The following is a 15,625-nucleotide window of genomic DNA, read 5'->3' as shown; positions in this document are numbered from 1 at the left end:
ATTTGCAGGACTCTAACTATTCAATCAGCGAGCAGCCTGAACTTCGGCGATCGAAGCCTTAGCAGCTTCAACCACATGCTCAGGGGTGATGCCCAAGTCTCGCATGTTTTCATCGCCGGAGCCCTGAAGGCCGAACTGCTCGATGGAAACAGGCTTGCCGTAAGAGCCGAGATACTTGTACCAAGACAGAGCTAGGCCAGCCTCAACCGAGACGCGAGCCTTGACTGCGGCAGGAAGAATCTCTTCCTTGTACTCGGCGTCCTGCTCTTCGAACCACTCGAGAGAAGGAACGGAGATAACGCGAGCCTTGACACCTTCGCCGGCGAGAGTCTTAGCAGCAGCGACTGCATGCTGGACTTCGGAACCGGTGGCCATAATCAAAACATCGGGCTCACCATCAGTGTCGACGAGCACGTAAGCACCCTTGCGCACACCTTCAGCTGCCTTGGCTTTGGTCTCTTCGAGCATGGGAACACCTTGGCGGGTCAAAACCATTGCCGTGGGGTGGGTATTCTCCTTCTCGAAGAAGTAGCGGTAAGCCTCAGCGGTCTCGAAACCATCTGCCGGTCGTACGATTTCCATCTGAGGAATGGAACGCATGGCAGCCAGGTGCTCGATTGGCTGATGGGTGGGGCCATCTTCACCCAGAGCCACGGAGTCGTGGGTCCAAATGTAGAGGTTGGGGATGTCCATCAAAGCTGCGAGACGGACCGAGGGGCGCTCGTAGTCAGCGAACTGGAAGAAGGTGCCGTTGAAGGGTCGAGTGTCAGAACCCAAAAGAATGCCGTTAGTAATGGCACCCATTGCGAACTCGCGTACACCGAAGTGGAGCTGACGGCCGTAAATGCTGACCTCAGGCCACTGTTTGGTTCCGTCGGACTTAGGATCGAAGGAAACAGCACCCTTGATATCGGTGTTGTTGGAACCGCCCAAATCAGCAGAACCGCCCCAAAGTTCCGGCATAACCTCAGCGATAGCGTTGATCAGAGCGCCAGAAGTCTTACGAGTAGCGACCTTGGAGCCGGGTTCGAAGGATGCTATGGCCTTGTCGATGGCAGCATCGAAACCTTCAGGCAGCTTGCCTGCGTGGATACGATCGTAGAGTGCAGCCTTGTCGGGGTTGGCCTTGCGCCAAGCCTGGAAACGTTCATCCCAGTTCTTATGGGCTTCCAAACCGCGTTGAGCTACCTCGCGAGCATGAGCTAGAGCTTCTTCATCGATCTGGAAGGACTGGTCTGCGTCGTAGCCGAGTTCCTTCTTAAGACCTGCAACAGCCTCATCGCCCAGGGCTGAGCCGTGGGCCGAAGGATCGTTGGTCTTGCCGGGAGTAGGCCATGCCATCAGGGTGTCGACCTTGATGAGCTTGGGGCGGTCGGTGACCTGCTCAGCCTTTTCGAGAACTGCAGCAAAGCCTTCGACGTCTTCCTTGTAGGAGCCGTCGGGCTGTACGAAGGAGAACTCATCGGTGTACCAGCCATAGGCCTCGTAGCGCTTAAGTACGTCTTCGTCGAAGGCAATCTTGGTATCGCCCTCAATCTGGATGTGGTTGGCATCGAAGATGACGGTCAAGTTGCCGAGCTCTTGGCCACCTGCCAGCGAGCTGGCTTCAGAGGAAACACCTTCCTGCAAATCGCCTTCACCGCAGATAACCCAGACCTTGTGGTCGAAGGGAGACTGTCCTGCAGGAGCTTCAGCATCGAGCAAACCGCGCTCGAAGCGCTGACCGTAAGCAAAACCAACAGCAGATGCCAAGCCCTGGCCCAGAGGACCGGTGGTCATCTCAATGCCGGGAGTCAGACCATACTCAGGGTGGCCCGGAGTGCGGGTATCGGCAGTACGGAACTTCTTGAGATCATCCAGAGTCAAGCCATAGCCCGAGAAGTACAGCTGTACATACTGGGTAAGCGAAGCATGGCCGCCGGAGAGGATGAAACGATCGCGACCGGCCCAGTTGGGGTCGTTAGGATCGTGGGTGATAAAACGCTGGTAGAGCGCGTAGGCGATAGGAGCCAAGGAAATGGGGGAGCCAGGATGACCCGAACCGGCCTTCTGAACAGCATCTGCTGAGAGGACCTTGGCCAAATCAACGGCGCGCTTGTCCAGATCAGTCCACGTAAAATCGGTCATTTATGATCAACTTTCCTTCCAATTGGTAGGTCGACATGTTCCGACTTGTGCCGAAAATGTTCGTTTACCTTCACATTGCAGTTCTTATCGTATCCTCTTGAGGCGACACTGGCGACCTGATTTTGAGTACTTTCATCCTTACGCGTCTCAGCTGTGAACGAAGGTCTTGGCACTGCAAGGCTTCGAGTGCTAATACAATAAAGAGTAAATGCGCAGTTTGCAAAGACATCTGAGCGGAAAGGAGGACAGATGAGTGCCGATAGACGCATGTTGGTATTGCGCGCAGTAGTTGAGGATTACATTCGCTCCCAAGAGCCGGTTGGTTCCAGCGCGCTCACGCAAGGGCATCAGTTAGGTGTCAGTTCTGCTACTATCCGAAATGATATGGCCGCGTTAGAAGATGAAGGCTATCTCATACAACCCCATACCTCTGCTGGCAGAATTCCCACGCAAAAAGGTTACCGCTATTTTGTAGACCGCTTAGCTAAGTTGGTTCCCCTATCCCAAGCCCAACGCAAGGGTATTGATGTTTTCCTGTCGGATTCGGTCAGTTTAGAAGACACCTTACGCAGGGCTGCACGTTTGATTGCTGAGTTTACTGGGCAGGTGGCAGTAGTTGCATCACCTTCTTTGGCAAAGTCTCGTCTACGCCGGTTGGAACTCATCGCTATCAGTACCCGCACCCTCTTGATAGTCGTTATTACCGACACTGGTCGCGTGGCTCAGCATACTTTGAACTTGCCTTACAAGTGCCATGAGGATGAACAAGTGTTCTTGAGGTTGTCTGAGACCATAAACAAGCGGTGCAGTGGGCTTACATTGTCGGGTGCTGCCGATTATGCGCTCAAGAGTGCAAAAGAGCAGCGCGAAGACAATACCGCGCAGCTTTTACGTGATTTGGCACAGGTTTTTGCAGACCTAGCTGATGAGGAAGAGTCTACTAACTTATATATGGCCGGTCGATCACAGTTAACCCACCAGCAAACCGTGTCTGTTACGGAACTGGCACCACTTCTTGACGCACTTGAGGAGCAGGTTGTGCTCATGCGCTTAATGAGCGCTCAAAGTGAACTTTCTCAGCAACAGGGCGGGGTAAGCGTAGCTATCGGATCCGAAACCCAAACGCCCGGGCTCATGCATGCCTCGGTAGTTACTAGCGGGTACGGCCATGCCAGCAGCGAGGGTCAAGATGCCGACCATAGCGCTGCATCGAAGCCCACTCTCGCCCAGAATGGCCCTATAGCATTTGTGGGCTCCATTGGGCCAACACACATGAACTATCCGGCCACTATGAGTGCAGTGCACGCGGTGGCCTCATATTTAACACAATTTGTGACGCGTACTGAAGACGATAAAGGTTATTACTGACCTGACCGTATGGCACAATGAGCAGACACACGTCAAGCAGAAGGATATTTAGTGGCAGACTACTACGAGCTTTTGGGGCTTGAGCGCAACGCGAGCGACGATGACATTAAGAAGGCTTATCGCAAGATGAGCCGTAAATATCATCCCGATATTGCTGGTCCCGAATTTGAAGACAAGTTCAAGGAAGTCAATAGCGCTTACGAGGTGCTTTCAGACCCGCAAAAGCGTCAGATGTATGATGCGGGTGTCGATCCTAACAGCCCAGGCGGGGGAGCAGGTGCTCAAGGCTTCGATATGGGCGATATTTTTGGTCAGTTCTTTGGCGGTGGTTTCCAGGGTGCGGCCCAGCAGCCGATTCCTAGGACTCAGCCCGGCCGAGATGCTCTAACTGAGGTCTCTATCGATTTGAAGATGGCTGTGTTTGGCGGCACTGCTCACACGCAGATTCATACTTTTGGCTTGTGCCAGACTTGTGGCGGCTCGGGGGCGGAAGGCAATAGTCAGCCGGTGACCTGCCCTATTTGCCATGGTGAAGGCTTCACCCAAAAGGTCGTGCGCACGCTGCTGGGTCAGATGATGACTACTGCGGCTTGCGAGCGCTGCGAGGGCCATGGCACTATTATTGAGCATCCTTGCGCTGAATGCCAGGGCCATGGTCGAGTTCGCGTCCGTCGTGATGTGGGCGTAGCTGTGCCTGCCGGTGTGGCAGACGGTTCGCGCTTGCGCCTGGCCTCTCAAGGAGAAGTTGGCGAGGGCGGCGGCGCTGCCGGTGATTTGTATATCGACGTGCATGTCAAGGCAGACAAGCTCTACACCAGAGATGGCGACGATTTGCACTGCTGGATTGGCGTACCGATGACTTGGGCCGTTTTGGGCCATAGCGTAAGCTTGGAGACCTTCGATGGTCAGCAGGAATTGGAAGTGCCAGCCGGCTGCCAACCCGGTGATGTGGTTGAGGTCAAGGGTTTAGGCGTCACTATGCTAGGCACACAAGATCGTGGCGATATTGTGGTTCACGTTCTCGTGCAGATTCCCACCAAGCTCAATGATCAAGAGTCTCAGCTGATTGAGCAGTTTGCGGCAAGCCATGACGCGAATGCTAACGAAGTGACTCAATCTTCTAAGCCTTTCCATAGCAAGAAGGGATTGTTTGGCAAGATTAAGGACATCTTTAGCTAAGAAACTGAAGTTGAATAGCTGAATATCTCAGGTTGTCATGTGGAGCAAGACTTAAAGCGTAGGCCTTGCTCCACATGATATATGTGTGGTATCAGCTCAGTAAATCGCGGCACATGGAGCGCAGCTCAGATACGTAACCGCCGCCAAAGAAGACGCAGTGTCCGGCGATGGGGTAGAGCTGCCAGAGTGTGTAGCGTTGCCGGTAGCCAGATGCTAGCGGATGCACAGACTGGTATCCGTCTTCGATTTGCGTAAGGTAAGGCATGCCAAACAAGTGGAGCATGGCTAGGTCTTCTTCCCGGTGACCACCGTGGGCTGCTGGGTCTATGAGCACTGCCTGCGTTGAATCTTGGTCAGCGGTCCACATCACATTGCCTGACCACAAGTCTCCATGAATTCGAGCAGGCTTATCGTTTGCTGCCGCACCCATGATGTCGGGCAGTGCCTCGATAAGGTCTTCAATCATGGACATATCTGAACGGTTGAGAGTGCCGCGGTCAATGCCCATCTGCACCATGGGCTTCAGCCGCCCTTCGGCCAAGTAGCTTATGGGATCTTGCCAGTCGCCAGTATCCATCGGAACCGGGTCTTGTAAGGGGCCGAAGTAGCAGGTGCCTTCGTAGCCTTCTGGGCCAGCTCCAAAGCTGGAAGCTCCAGCGTCGTGCAGGTGCGCCAGCTGAGCTCCAAAGCTGTAGGCCGCCCCGGGAGTTGGGCTTGCGCTGTCGACCCGTTCAATGTCGAGGTAATCCTTGCCCCAATCGTAGACCTGTACAACCCGCGGACCCCCCTGGGGCTGCGCCTGCCCGAGCCATTGTAAACCCCGGCCTTCGCATTCGAAGAAGCCCCGAGGAGCTCCAGCTCTCGTCTTGCGATATGTGCTTGTCATAAGGCCTCCCTTGCCGTTTGCGGATACTTCCATTGTGGGCATTCTGCGCGACATCTGCGTAAAATAGACGCTTGACTAAGCTAACCGCTAAGCTGGGTCTTTGACGTTCTTGACATCAGCATGTGAGGGGTCCATGAACTTTTTCCAAGCAATTCTCTTAGGTCTTGTCCAAGCTTTGACTGAGTATTTCCCAGTCTCGTCTAGCGCCCATATTCGAATCGTCGGCGCCTTAATGGGTCAAGATCCGGGAGCTGCCTTCACTGCGATTATTCAGTTTGGTACTGAGCTGGCGGTTCTACTGTATTTTCGCCGAGATATTGCGCGCATTCTCACTCACTGGTTCCGTTGCCTGGCCGGCAAAGATGGTTCGAGTTGGCAAGAGCGTATGGGTTCTAAAGACCGAGACGCCGCCTTGGGCTGGTACATCATTATTGGTACGGTTCCGATTGTGCTTGCTGGACTGCTGTTCCAAAAGGCTATCGAAACAAATCTGCGCAACTTATGGATTACTGTAGTGGTGCTGATTCTCTTCGGCCTCCTGCTTGACTATTATGACCGCACCGGCAAGCAAAATAAGACTATTGGAGAGATGAGTGCTAAAGACGCCCTGCTCTTTGGCATAGGGCAGATGCTGGCGCTTGTTCCTGGCGTATCGCGTTCCGGCGGCACCATGACCTTCGGCCGAGCTCTTGGGTACACTCGTGAATCTGCTGCCCGTATTTCCTTCCTGATGGCCATTCCAGCTGTTTTTGGCGCGGGCATTCTTGAGACTTACAAGTCGGTCAAAGACATCAATGCAGACGCTGCCTTCCCCGGCTGGGGGGCCACTATCTGCGCTACGATTGTCTCCTTTGTGGTTGGCTATCTGGTTATCATTGCCTTTTTGAAGATAGTCTCTAAGTTCTCGTATCGAGGCTTTGTGATTTACCGTATATGTCTCGCTATTATCGTAGCCATTCTCTTGCTCACGGGTGTGATTCCTGCTATTGGTGGCGTTGCTGCTGCCTGAGTTCCTAAGAAAGGCTATAGCGCAGAGCCCGCACAGTTCACAAAACGAACTTGCGGGCTCTGTTGTATTTGCACTGTTTTACGAGAGAGGCTTTCTTGCGACCAGTGAGAAGGTGAGCGGAATCCTAGGAGCCCCTTGCGGCATCTTCCACACTTGGCTAGAGGCATCGTAATCCAGCATGGGTAAGGCCTGCCAGTCGGCCTCGCTGTGCTCCCCAAGCTCTTCTATGCTCAAACCAGCGTTGAGAAGCGAGGAGGTGATTTCTTGGAAATCGTGGGCCCAATTGTGGTTGCGCGTGTGGGCCACTTTACCTGCTGAGCCGGGAGTATACGAGCCGTCCGATTCGTAACTGTCTTCGGTGCCCGACAAGTAATCTCCAGTGATAGCAAGATTATTCTCATCGAGTGCAAACAATAGGGGATGATTGTCTCGAATCATGAATATACCACCAGGCGAAAGCAGATTGGCAATCGAACGGCCCCACTCTTCTAAGCTAGGTAGCCAAGTAATGGTGCCTACGCTGGTTACTACGCAGTCAAAATGTTCTCCGGGCAAGGCAGTGTCGGCGTATCGAGCATCGGCTTCCACATAGGTGATGGGTGCCTGTGCTGTCCGCGCAAGCTCGCGGGCATACTCCAAGGATTTTGGCGAGAAATCGACGCCATGTACCTTGCTAGCTCCCAAACGCTGCCAGCTGATGGTATCAGTGCCAATATGGCATTGAAGGTGTATCAGGCTTTTTCCAGCGATAGTGCGGTCTCTCAAGTGAGGTTGCAGGATTGCCAGGTCTCTTTGAACAGCTGGGGTAATGACTGAAGTGTCTTGCGCAAAGACATGTAAGTCACCATAGCCACCTTCAGCGTGTACCTTCGCGCGGTCATCCCAATTAGCTTTATTATCAGCTACGTCGTCGTGGAGATTGCTGGAATCATTATTTATTGTCATGTTGAACCTTTCTAAAAAAATAGTGCAGATTATTGTCTGTCTTTTGTGACTGTCGAAACAAACGCATAGCTTGTAAGGCAGTAGACCCAGTAATGGGGAAAAGGGAAAGGCACAAGAAGAAAACACCGCTAAAGCGTTCGCTTTCGAGGCGGTGCTGAGCCGCAAAGGGCTAGGTGCCAATACATCGTATATTAAAGTGTCAATTTTAAAACTATCACCATTGTTGCAAGGGAGCAACTCTGATATGCTGTACCCAACGAATTGGCATCCATAGTGGGAGGCAATCATGTCCGAGAAACAGAAGATAGCACTTTCTGGCTGGGCATGGCTGATTGCAGATCTTAGCATCATAGTTGTAACGAAATACTTCGGGCAGCAAACGTGGGGTGTAGTTTTCCTGATCCTGGCTTCAATTATTGAATTGGTGTATTGCGTACACGAATACCGTATGAGTACGCGACAGCCTGAGAGCCAAGTTGATTTGCGGGGGATAGACCTTAAATCTTTGAAAGATTTCCGACGAGAGCACCGAGATTTAAGCCTCACCCAAGCCCTTGAAGCGTATAGTATCCTCATCCATAGCTCACCGGATAGTCGTGTGGACTCAAGCTCTCAGCACTGAGTCCACACCAGATAATGCCAAACCAAGAAGGGCTGTAATCTTAGATCTCAACCTTTTCTGCCTTCGTTTGGGTGAGCAAACGGTTGGACTTGTGGTCGAAGAGATTGATAATGAAGGCAGCTAGCAAGATGATGAGTCCGACGATGAAAATCCAGCGTAGGCTGTCATAGACAATTGCACGAGCTGGCTCTAAGAACTGTTCGGGCAATTGGCCTGCGGTTTCGGGATTAATCATGCGGTCCATCATCTCAGAGGTTAGGCCGGGAGTGCGCTTTACCCCTTGGGCCATGACTACGTTCATAACGATGCCGAAAAGGGAGATCATTAAGGTCTGCCCTAAACTACGGGCCAGCGTGTTGAATGAGGTGGCTGTGCCGACTTCATCAGATGAAACAACTGACTGCGAAGTCATAGTGCCGATAGTGATGGAGAGGCCAAAACCGTAACCGAGCACAGCGGAAATCAGCAAGAAGACCAGATACGAAGTATGCAGTGGTACGAAGATTGAAGCCAGGCAGCCGGCGATGAGGAAGCCTAGAGAAAGGCTGGTAATCCAGTGTGGCGGATGCTTAGTGAGCAGCCGACCTGCCATAAATGAGCCAACCAGCCACAGAATCGAACTGGGCGTGAGAGCAAAACCGCCCATAGTGGGATTAAAGCCCAAAACTGACTGCATACGAATAGGCAGGTAAGTTTCAAAACCCATCAGGAAGCCGGAAATGAGGAGGATCACGACATTTTGAATCATGAATGTACGGTTGCCAAACAGTTTCAGAGGCAATATAGGATCCGCTTGCTTGCGCTCAACAGCAACCAGTGCAAGGGCAGCAGCAATTGCCAGGGCAAGAGGAACAAGACTGGCCCACAGGCTAGCCGAGCCGTCGAGATTCTGCAATCCGAGCATGAGGCCGACTAGGCACAGGGTAAGTAAAGCAATACCGCAGTAATCGATAGGGCTTTCGTGGGATTTGATATCTTCCTTCAAAAAGACCTGGATAAGTACGATAGAAATCAGACCAATTGGCACATTAACGGCGAAAACCCAGTGCCAAGAAAGCTGCTGGACAAGGAATCCGCCTAACAGTGGAGCCACGATTGAAGCCACGCCCCAGGCAGAGGAATTGAATCCAATCATTTTGGCGCGTTTCTCAATGGGGTAGATGTCAGCCAAAATGGTGAAGGTCAGCGGTTGGATAGCGCCAGCGCCCAAACCTTGAACGACTCGTGCCAAGATAAGCTGAATCATAGTGTGAGAAAGCCCACATAGCAGAGAGCCAATAACGAAAACAAGTAGCCCTATATTGATAAGCGGCTTGCGGCCAAAACGGTCCGAAAGCTTGCCATAAATCGGCGTCGTCACCGCGCACATGAGCATGTATATGGAAAAAACCCAGTTCATCAAACTTAGCCCATGCAAGTCCGAGACAATCGTGGGCATCGCCGTAGAGACAATTGTTCCTTCAACTGCCGTCATGAATGTCGACATGAACACCGCTGCAGTAACCGGACCAACTTTCGTAGTCTTACTATTGTTCTGGCTCACCTATTCGCCGCAACCCTTTCATCGTTCCTCAAGCACAGTTCACCGTGCACAAATTACCCACAATTATCCAACGAACCCCGGATTTTGCTGAGTTTGAGAGAATCCCTGAGGATTGCTTGAGAGTCTTGCTGTGCTGTCCAGCATACGGTCGAACAATAGTCCACTGTGTGAAATTATGACAAGCTGTGGGTATGAAGTGTTTGAGAAAATGTGCCAGCCTGGTTCATAGCAGCATCTCCCAATACCTTGCTCTTATGGGAGACTGGGGACTTGCGAGTCTCGTAGTCGGTACTTTCCTCAACACTCTTGCTGGGGGAGAGGTCAACCTGCTTCTCACTATTCATGTGTACCGGTCCACAGGATCGTCACCTATCGCGGTCAGTGTGCTCTTCGTGGTGACTTACCTGCCTAATCTTGTAATTGCTCCCCTGTGTGCGGGCTTGGCAGACCGTTACAACCGCCGGTATTTGTTGGCATCATGCGGCGTGTCGCAAGCTGTACTCTGTGCTTTGTTCTTGACCCACCCAAGTTTGTTGTGCATGCTGGTGTTGGCTTTTTTGATAACCTCTGTTCGGGCGGTCATAAAACCGGCTCGCTATGCTTTGGCTGCTCAACTTACCCAAGGCTCCCAACGATCTTCTCTGAATGCTCTTATGATGATGTCCACCACTCTCGCAGGTATTCTTTCTGGAGCAGTGACAGCGCTCATGACAGGTTTATTGAGGGAATTAGCTTTCGTTGTAGCCGTCGCTATGAGTCTGTTGGCAGCCGGCTTTGATGTCGTCAGAGCTCGGCAAGCCAAAATACCAGTTAGTGTGCGCAAACTCAGCTCAACTGTTAGTCCATTGTCTGCATTGCTAGAGCAGTCAGCTTTGTTGGAGTCAATTCGCCTACTGGAGCATACGCCACTTCTGCGGAGTTTGACGGTGACCTCGACTTTGCTCTGGGCTGGTTTAGGTATGCAAGAGCCTGTGCTTGTGGTGTTTGTAAAAACGGTGCTAGCTGGCTCTGATGCTAGCTATGCGTATGTGACGTCGGTTGCTTCTTTGGGCGCTTTGGTAGGGGCGGTCATAGCCGGACCATTGGCGCGCACGCGAACCGCAGCAGTACACTCATACGCGTGGTCTATCACGCTAGCGGGTCTCATATTCGGTGTCTTTGCTGGTTCTCAGGAAATTACTGCTGCCGGAGCACTATTATTCGCTGGTAATGCTGCTTACGGTGTGGCAAATGTGATTGATGAATTTTTGGAACAAGAGCTGGCTCCACAACATGTCAGAGCTAGGATTATTTCACTTATTGGAGCTATCGCTACGGGTGGTTACTTGATAGGAGGTGCGCTAGTCGGTTGTACAGTTGAACTCCTTGGTGCCCGCTGGTCAGCGCTAATTTCGGCCGGTCTTATCACCGGTGCCGGCTTCATTGCATCTTGCACTATGCCAGCTCGCATTAAAGTATTAGCCTGAATGTTCGATTAAGCCCGCTAAATTCATAAGCCGGCAATACCGGTCTTAAAGCCTTCTCTTTACTTGGATTCTGGAAAATATAAAGACGACACGACACGCGGTTTTGCATTTCGGGCCAGCAGCCTATATAGTTGTGCCTCGTGCTCAGGTGGTTCACTTGATGGATTGCTTCTGAGACGCGGGCATAGCTTAGTTGGTAAAGCGCGACCTTGCCAAGGTCGAGACCGCGGGTTCGAGTCCCGTTGCCCGCTCGAGGCTTCGAGTAGTCCAACCTCATACGGTGGGTTAGCCAAGCGGTTAGGCAGCGGCCTGCAAAGCCGTATAGACGAGTTCGACTCTCGTACCCACCTCTTTGCGTGAGAGTACCAAACTCACGTAAGCAAGACCCGGGCGGTTGGCGCAGTGGTAGCGCACTTCCCTGACACGGAAGGGGTCACAAGTTCGAATCTTGTATCGCCCACGGAACTAGCGGTTTGCGCTAGTTATGAAGTCTGACCATTGTTGGTTGGACTCTTTTATTTGGGTGATTGGCGCAGCGGCTAGCGCACTTCCTTCACACGGAAGGGGTCGCAGGTTCGATTCCTGCATCACCCACCAGTCTCACAGGTATGACTGTTTCATGGAAACAGTGCTTGTACATAATTTGCTATTAGTGTTTACTAACAACTTGTCTCGCTGATGGCTTACTGGTCCCCATTTGCACCGAACCAGACTAGGGTGGAGGTATGAGAGAAGAAGCTGCACCACATCGCTATCCCTTTTTGATAGCGGCCTTTGAAGGGTGGAATGATGCCTGCTCGGCATCGACGAATGTAATTCGCCACTTATTGAACTATTACCCTTCTCAAGAGGTGGGCACCATTGCTTCTGAAGGATTTTATGATTATCAGGTAGCTCGCCCCATGCTTTGCCATGTTCAAGGTCGGCGCAATATTCTATGGCCAGAAACTAAATTTTATGAAGTAACTATTAACACGGAGATTACCTTACTGGTAGAAACAGGCCCGGAGCCCAACTACCAGTGGAGCGAATTCTGCAGGCAGAGCATCCATTTGGCCGAAGATTACGATGTGCAGGGCATTATTACACTTGGTTCTATGTTTGCAGACTGCCCTCATACTAGGGATTTGCCTATCGACGTGTTATCCAATGATGAAGCCGAAAGCAATCCAGAAGATCACTCGGGACCAGTTGGTATTCCTACGGTTTTAGACGCTCTGGCGAGTCAAGCCGGCTTCCAAACTGAGGCCATTTGGGTATCCGTGCCGCAGTATTTAGGTAGCGATGAATGCGCCCTGGGAAGTTTGCAATTGCTACGCTGCTTGTCTAAGAAATTGGGGATTGCACTCAACGAAGGTGATTTACCAGTTAAGGCCGAGCATTGGAAGGCCCAAGCCTCTGTTTTGCTGCGGTGCAACGATGAACTGGCTGAATATGTGCATCGTCTCGAAGTCGAAAGCGACACTAAAGCTACTGAGAGACTTCAGCAAAATGGGGATGTCCCGGCGGCGGAAGAATTAGTTCGTGAAGCTGAAGCTTTCCTAAAGTCTATGGGAGGCCACGATACGGCATCGTCGTAAAGCTGCTTTTGTCGTTGTTGTAGCATAATGTTGCCTTCGTAATTTGAAGTCCAAAGGCCTGCACCTTGTAACGCGGGCCCCGATAGCGAGGACGGCATTTCATGGGTCAGTCATCTATTTCCATTAACCTCAGCGGCGAAATGAAGGAGGTGGCAGCTGACTCAACCGGTGTCGAACTTTTTGCAGAAAACAAAAACATTATCGCGATTCTGCTCAATGGCCAGCCACGCGACCTCTACACTCCTCTCCACGAAGGCGACACGCTAGAGCCTATCGATCTTGAGTCCGAAGAGGGATTGGCGATTATGCGCCATTCTGCCACCCATGTGATGGCTCAAGCTGTGCAAGAGATTAGGCCAGATGCCAAGCTTGGCATTGGTCCAGTCATTAAAGACGGCTTTTATTATGACTTCGATGTAGAGCAGCCCTTCACCCCCGACGATTTGAAAGAGATCGAAAAGCGGATGAAGGCTATTATCAAGTCTTCCCAGTCTTTCCGACGTCGTGTAGTGAGTGAAGAAGAAGCGAGAGCAGAGGAGGCTGACCAGCCTTACAAACTCGAGCTTATCGGCCTCAAGGAAGCTCAAATTGAGGGTGAGGAAGCTACCGAAGTTTCCGCCGGCGAGCTCAGCATGTACGACAACATGGATCGTGACGGCAATGTAGTTTGGAAAGACTTATGCCGCGGCCCCCACCTGCCCAACACCCGCTACATTAAGGCTTTCAAAATTATGCGTTCCGCTGCGGCCTACTGGCGTGGTAGCGAGAAGAACCCCATGCTCCAACGGGTGTACGGCACAGCCTGGGCTTCCAAGGACGACCTCAAGGCATACATGACTCGCCTTGAGGAAGCAGCCAAGCGCGACCACCGTAAGCTGGGTTCGGAATTGGATCTATTCTCCTTCCCAGACGAGATTGGCCCAGGCTTGGCAGTCTTCCACCCCAAGGGTGCTGCAATTATCAATGCGATGGAAGACTATTCTCGTGAAATGCATCGCAAGACAGGCTACTCATTCGTGCAAACCCCGCACATCACCAAAGGGAACCTCTACGAGATTTCCGGCCACTTGCAATGGTACAAAGACGGTATGTATCCGGCCATGCATTTGGATGAGGAGACTGATTCTCAAGGCCAAGTAGTCAAGCAGGGCTTCGACTATTATTTGAAGCCGATGAACTGCCCCATGCACAACTTGATTTTCAAGTCTCGCCAGCGTTCTTACAAGGAACTGCCTCTGAGACTCTTTGAGTTTGGCACAGTCTACCGCTACGAAAAGTCGGGCGAAGTCCACGGACTGACGCGCGTTCGTGGCTTGACTCAAGATGATTCGCACATCTACTGCACCCGTGAGCAGATGAAAGACGAGCTCACTAGCCTCTTGAAGTTCGTCTTGAAGGTCCTCAAAGACTTCGGCCTAAATGACTTCTACCTTGAGCTCTCTACCAAGGATCCCAACAAGTTCGTCGGTTCCGATGAGGTATGGGAGGAGGCAACTTCTACTCTGGCAGAAGTTGGCAAGGAATCCGGTCTTGAACTGGTAGACGATCCTTGCGGCGCTGCTTTCTACGGCCCCAAGATTTCGGTCCAGGCCCGCGATGCTATTGGCCGTACTTGGCAGGTTTCGACCATCCAGCTCGACTTCAACCTGCCTGAGCGCTTTGGCCTTGAATATATTGCTGCCGATGGTTCCCACCAGCGTCCGGTGATGATTCACCGTGCGCTCTTCGGTTCCATTGAGCGCTTCTTTGCCATCCTTCTGGAGCATTATGCAGGTGCTTTCCCTGCTTGGTTGGCTCCCGTGCAGGTGCAGGCAGTGCCAGTGGCTGATGAGTTTGCAGACCACTTGGAAGATATTATTGCCCAGCTCAAAAACAACCTAGTGCGTTGCGAGGTTGATCGTTCCGACGATCGCTTTGGTAAGAAGATTCGCAATGCTGCCAAGTCCAAGGCACCCTTCATCTTGATTGCAGGCGAGGAGGATGTCTCCAACAACGCTGTCTCCTTCCGTTTCCGAGATGGTAGCCAGCTCAACGGCGTGGCTGTCCCAGACGCTGTAGCATGGATTGACCAGGCCATTAAGCAGCGTGCGCTCATTAACTCAGTAGAGGATTTTGTAGCGCATACTGACGCAGTGCAGAACTGATATAGCTGCTGCTGCCGAGGCTGTATGGTCTCGGCAGCAGACTTTGAGCAAAATCGCGGCAGCCAACAGTGAAGGTGAAGGATGTTTGAGCATTTACGAGGTCCCTGGAAGCGTGCAATTGCACCAATCGCGCGCGGAATAGTGCATCTAGGGATCACTGCTAACGGCGTTACAATTATTGGCGCAGTTGGCACAGTGCTGGTTGCATTTATTGCAGGTTTCACCGGTTGGCTCCTCCCGGGCGCTATAGTGTTAGCGATTTTGGTTGCTTTTGATTCGCTTGATGGCTCGGTCGCTTCTATGACCGGAGGCGGCACTCAGTTCGGCGCCTTTCTAGATTCCACCTTGGATCGCATTGCTGATTGGGCAGTTTTAGCTGCGGTCATTATTTTCATGCATCGGCATGAGATGGCATGGCAGGCAGCTGGGCATAATGATATCGATGTCTGGGCTCAAGTTGGTATATACGCAGCCCTCTTCGCTGTTATGACCTCCTTCGTTACTTCCTACGCTCGTGCGCGTGCTGAAGCAGAAGGTTATGAAGCGAAAAATGGCATTGCAACGCGCTCCGACCGTTTAGTGATTATCTTGGTAGGTATGGCACTCACCGGTGCAGGACTTTCAATTGCATGGCTGTCATGCTTCCTGCTCTTGCTCGATATTCTTGGCATTATTACTGTTTGGCAGCGCATTCGCACTGTCAAAACGGCTATGAATCGTTCGCCCAAGCCCGCAGACCCCAATCACAAGTAGCAG

Annotated in this window: 12 protein-coding genes and 4 tRNA genes; 12 read left to right on the top strand and 4 right to left on the bottom strand. The window is 52.0% G+C overall.

Features of this window, described 5'->3' with window-relative positions; translation table 11 throughout:
- Positions 1-24: 24 nt before the first annotated feature.
- Complete coding sequence (tkt, locus tag R8377_RS04060; protein WP_317642222.1) at positions 25-2,127, bottom strand: transketolase; 2,103 nt, start codon at positions 2,125-2,127, stop codon at positions 25-27.
- A gap of 249 nt (positions 2,128-2,376) precedes the next feature.
- Between tkt and hrcA the strand changes: the two genes are divergently transcribed.
- Complete coding sequence (gene hrcA, locus R8377_RS04055) at positions 2,377-3,495, top strand: heat-inducible transcriptional repressor HrcA (protein ID WP_317642221.1); 1,119 nt, start codon at positions 2,377-2,379, stop codon at positions 3,493-3,495.
- A gap of 51 nt (positions 3,496-3,546) precedes the next feature.
- Complete coding sequence (gene dnaJ / locus R8377_RS04050) at positions 3,547-4,674, top strand: molecular chaperone DnaJ (protein ID WP_317642220.1); 1,128 nt, start codon at positions 3,547-3,549, stop codon at positions 4,672-4,674.
- Positions 4,675-4,765: 91 nt separating this feature from the next.
- Here the strand turns inward: dnaJ and R8377_RS04045 are convergent, their stop codons facing one another.
- The gene (locus tag R8377_RS04045; RefSeq protein WP_317642219.1) at positions 4,766-5,560 is read right to left on the bottom strand and encodes a fructosamine kinase family protein; all 795 of its coding nucleotides are present in this window, start codon (positions 5,558-5,560) and stop codon (positions 4,766-4,768) included.
- Between the two features lie 133 nt (positions 5,561-5,693).
- Between R8377_RS04045 and uppP the strand changes: the two genes are divergently transcribed.
- Entirely contained in the window at positions 5,694-6,569 is an 876-nt protein-coding gene (uppP, locus tag R8377_RS04040; RefSeq protein ID WP_317642218.1) for an undecaprenyl-diphosphatase UppP, read from the top strand.
- Between the two features lie 78 nt (positions 6,570-6,647).
- Here uppP and R8377_RS04035 read toward each other — a convergent pair whose 3' ends face one another.
- Complete coding sequence (locus R8377_RS04035; RefSeq protein ID WP_317642217.1) at positions 6,648-7,514, bottom strand: class I SAM-dependent methyltransferase; 867 nt, start codon at positions 7,512-7,514, stop codon at positions 6,648-6,650.
- A 286-nt stretch (positions 7,515-7,800) separates the two neighbouring features.
- On the opposite strand from R8377_RS04035, the gene R8377_RS04030 reads away from it, so the two are divergent.
- Complete coding sequence (locus R8377_RS04030) at positions 7,801-8,136, top strand: hypothetical protein (RefSeq protein WP_317642216.1); 336 nt, start codon at positions 7,801-7,803, stop codon at positions 8,134-8,136.
- A gap of 40 nt (positions 8,137-8,176) precedes the next feature.
- Here R8377_RS04030 and R8377_RS04025 read toward each other — a convergent pair whose 3' ends face one another.
- Positions 8,177-9,679 (bottom strand): MDR family MFS transporter, encoded by a 1,503-nt coding sequence (locus tag R8377_RS04025; RefSeq protein ID WP_317642215.1) that lies wholly within the window; start codon positions 9,677-9,679, stop codon positions 8,177-8,179.
- Positions 9,680-9,870: 191 nt separating this feature from the next.
- On the opposite strand from R8377_RS04025, the gene R8377_RS04020 reads away from it, so the two are divergent.
- The 8 genes from R8377_RS04020 (at position 9,871) to pgsA (ending at position 15,622) form a co-directional block, all read left to right on the top strand.
- Positions 9,871-11,145: an MFS transporter gene (locus R8377_RS04020; protein ID WP_317642214.1), complete on the top strand. Its 1,275-nt coding sequence runs from the start codon at positions 9,871-9,873 to the stop codon at positions 11,143-11,145.
- A gap of 178 nt (positions 11,146-11,323) precedes the next feature.
- Positions 11,324-11,396 (top strand) — tRNA-Gly (locus tag R8377_RS04015).
- A 28-nt stretch (positions 11,397-11,424) separates the two neighbouring features.
- A tRNA-Cys gene (locus tag R8377_RS04010) sits at positions 11,425-11,495 on the top strand.
- A 38-nt stretch (positions 11,496-11,533) separates the two neighbouring features.
- Positions 11,534-11,605, top strand: a tRNA-Val gene (locus tag R8377_RS04005).
- Positions 11,606-11,666: 61 nt separating this feature from the next.
- A tRNA-Val gene (locus tag R8377_RS04000) sits at positions 11,667-11,742 on the top strand.
- Between the two features lie 128 nt (positions 11,743-11,870).
- Positions 11,871-12,725 (top strand): PAC2 family protein, encoded by an 855-nt coding sequence (locus R8377_RS03995; RefSeq protein WP_317642213.1) that lies wholly within the window; start codon positions 11,871-11,873, stop codon positions 12,723-12,725.
- Positions 12,726-12,826: 101 nt separating this feature from the next.
- Positions 12,827-14,869 (top strand): threonine--tRNA ligase, encoded by a 2,043-nt coding sequence (gene thrS / locus R8377_RS03990; protein WP_317642212.1) that lies wholly within the window; start codon positions 12,827-12,829, stop codon positions 14,867-14,869.
- Positions 14,870-14,950: 81 nt separating this feature from the next.
- Positions 14,951-15,622: a phosphatidylinositol phosphate synthase gene (gene pgsA / locus R8377_RS03985; protein WP_317642211.1), complete on the top strand. Its 672-nt coding sequence runs from the start codon at positions 14,951-14,953 to the stop codon at positions 15,620-15,622.
- The last annotated feature ends 3 nt before the right edge of the window (positions 15,623-15,625 follow it).

This window comes from Bombiscardovia apis, from assembly GCF_033095945.1.
GTDB lineage: Bacteria > Actinomycetota > Actinomycetes > Actinomycetales > Bifidobacteriaceae > Bombiscardovia > Bombiscardovia apis.
Note: the sequence above shows the minus strand (reverse complement) of the source record. Positions and strands in the feature narration are given on the sequence as shown.

Bases quoted from the DNA above. Each gene is read 5' to 3' on its own strand.
- tkt (WP_317642222.1), bottom strand. From the start codon at position 2,127: ATGACCGATTTTACGTGGACTGATCTGGACAAGCGCGCCGTTGATTTG.
- hrcA (WP_317642221.1), top strand. From the start codon at position 2,377: ATGAGTGCCGATAGACGCATGTTGGTATTGCGCGCAGTAGTTGAGGAT.
- R8377_RS04045 (WP_317642219.1), bottom strand. From the start codon at position 5,560: ATGACAAGCACATATCGCAAGACGAGAGCTGGAGCTCCTCGGGGCTTC.
- uppP (WP_317642218.1), top strand. From the start codon at position 5,694: ATGAACTTTTTCCAAGCAATTCTCTTAGGTCTTGTCCAAGCTTTGACT.
- R8377_RS04035 (WP_317642217.1), bottom strand. From the start codon at position 7,514: ATGACAATAAATAATGATTCCAGCAATCTCCACGACGACGTAGCTGAT.
- R8377_RS04030 (WP_317642216.1), top strand. From the start codon at position 7,801: ATGTCCGAGAAACAGAAGATAGCACTTTCTGGCTGGGCATGGCTGATT.
- R8377_RS04020 (WP_317642214.1), top strand. From the start codon at position 9,871: ATGAAGTGTTTGAGAAAATGTGCCAGCCTGGTTCATAGCAGCATCTCC.
- R8377_RS03995 (WP_317642213.1), top strand. From the start codon at position 11,871: ATGAGAGAAGAAGCTGCACCACATCGCTATCCCTTTTTGATAGCGGCC.
- thrS (WP_317642212.1), top strand. From the start codon at position 12,827: ATGGGTCAGTCATCTATTTCCATTAACCTCAGCGGCGAAATGAAGGAG.
- pgsA (WP_317642211.1), top strand. From the start codon at position 14,951: ATGTTTGAGCATTTACGAGGTCCCTGGAAGCGTGCAATTGCACCAATC.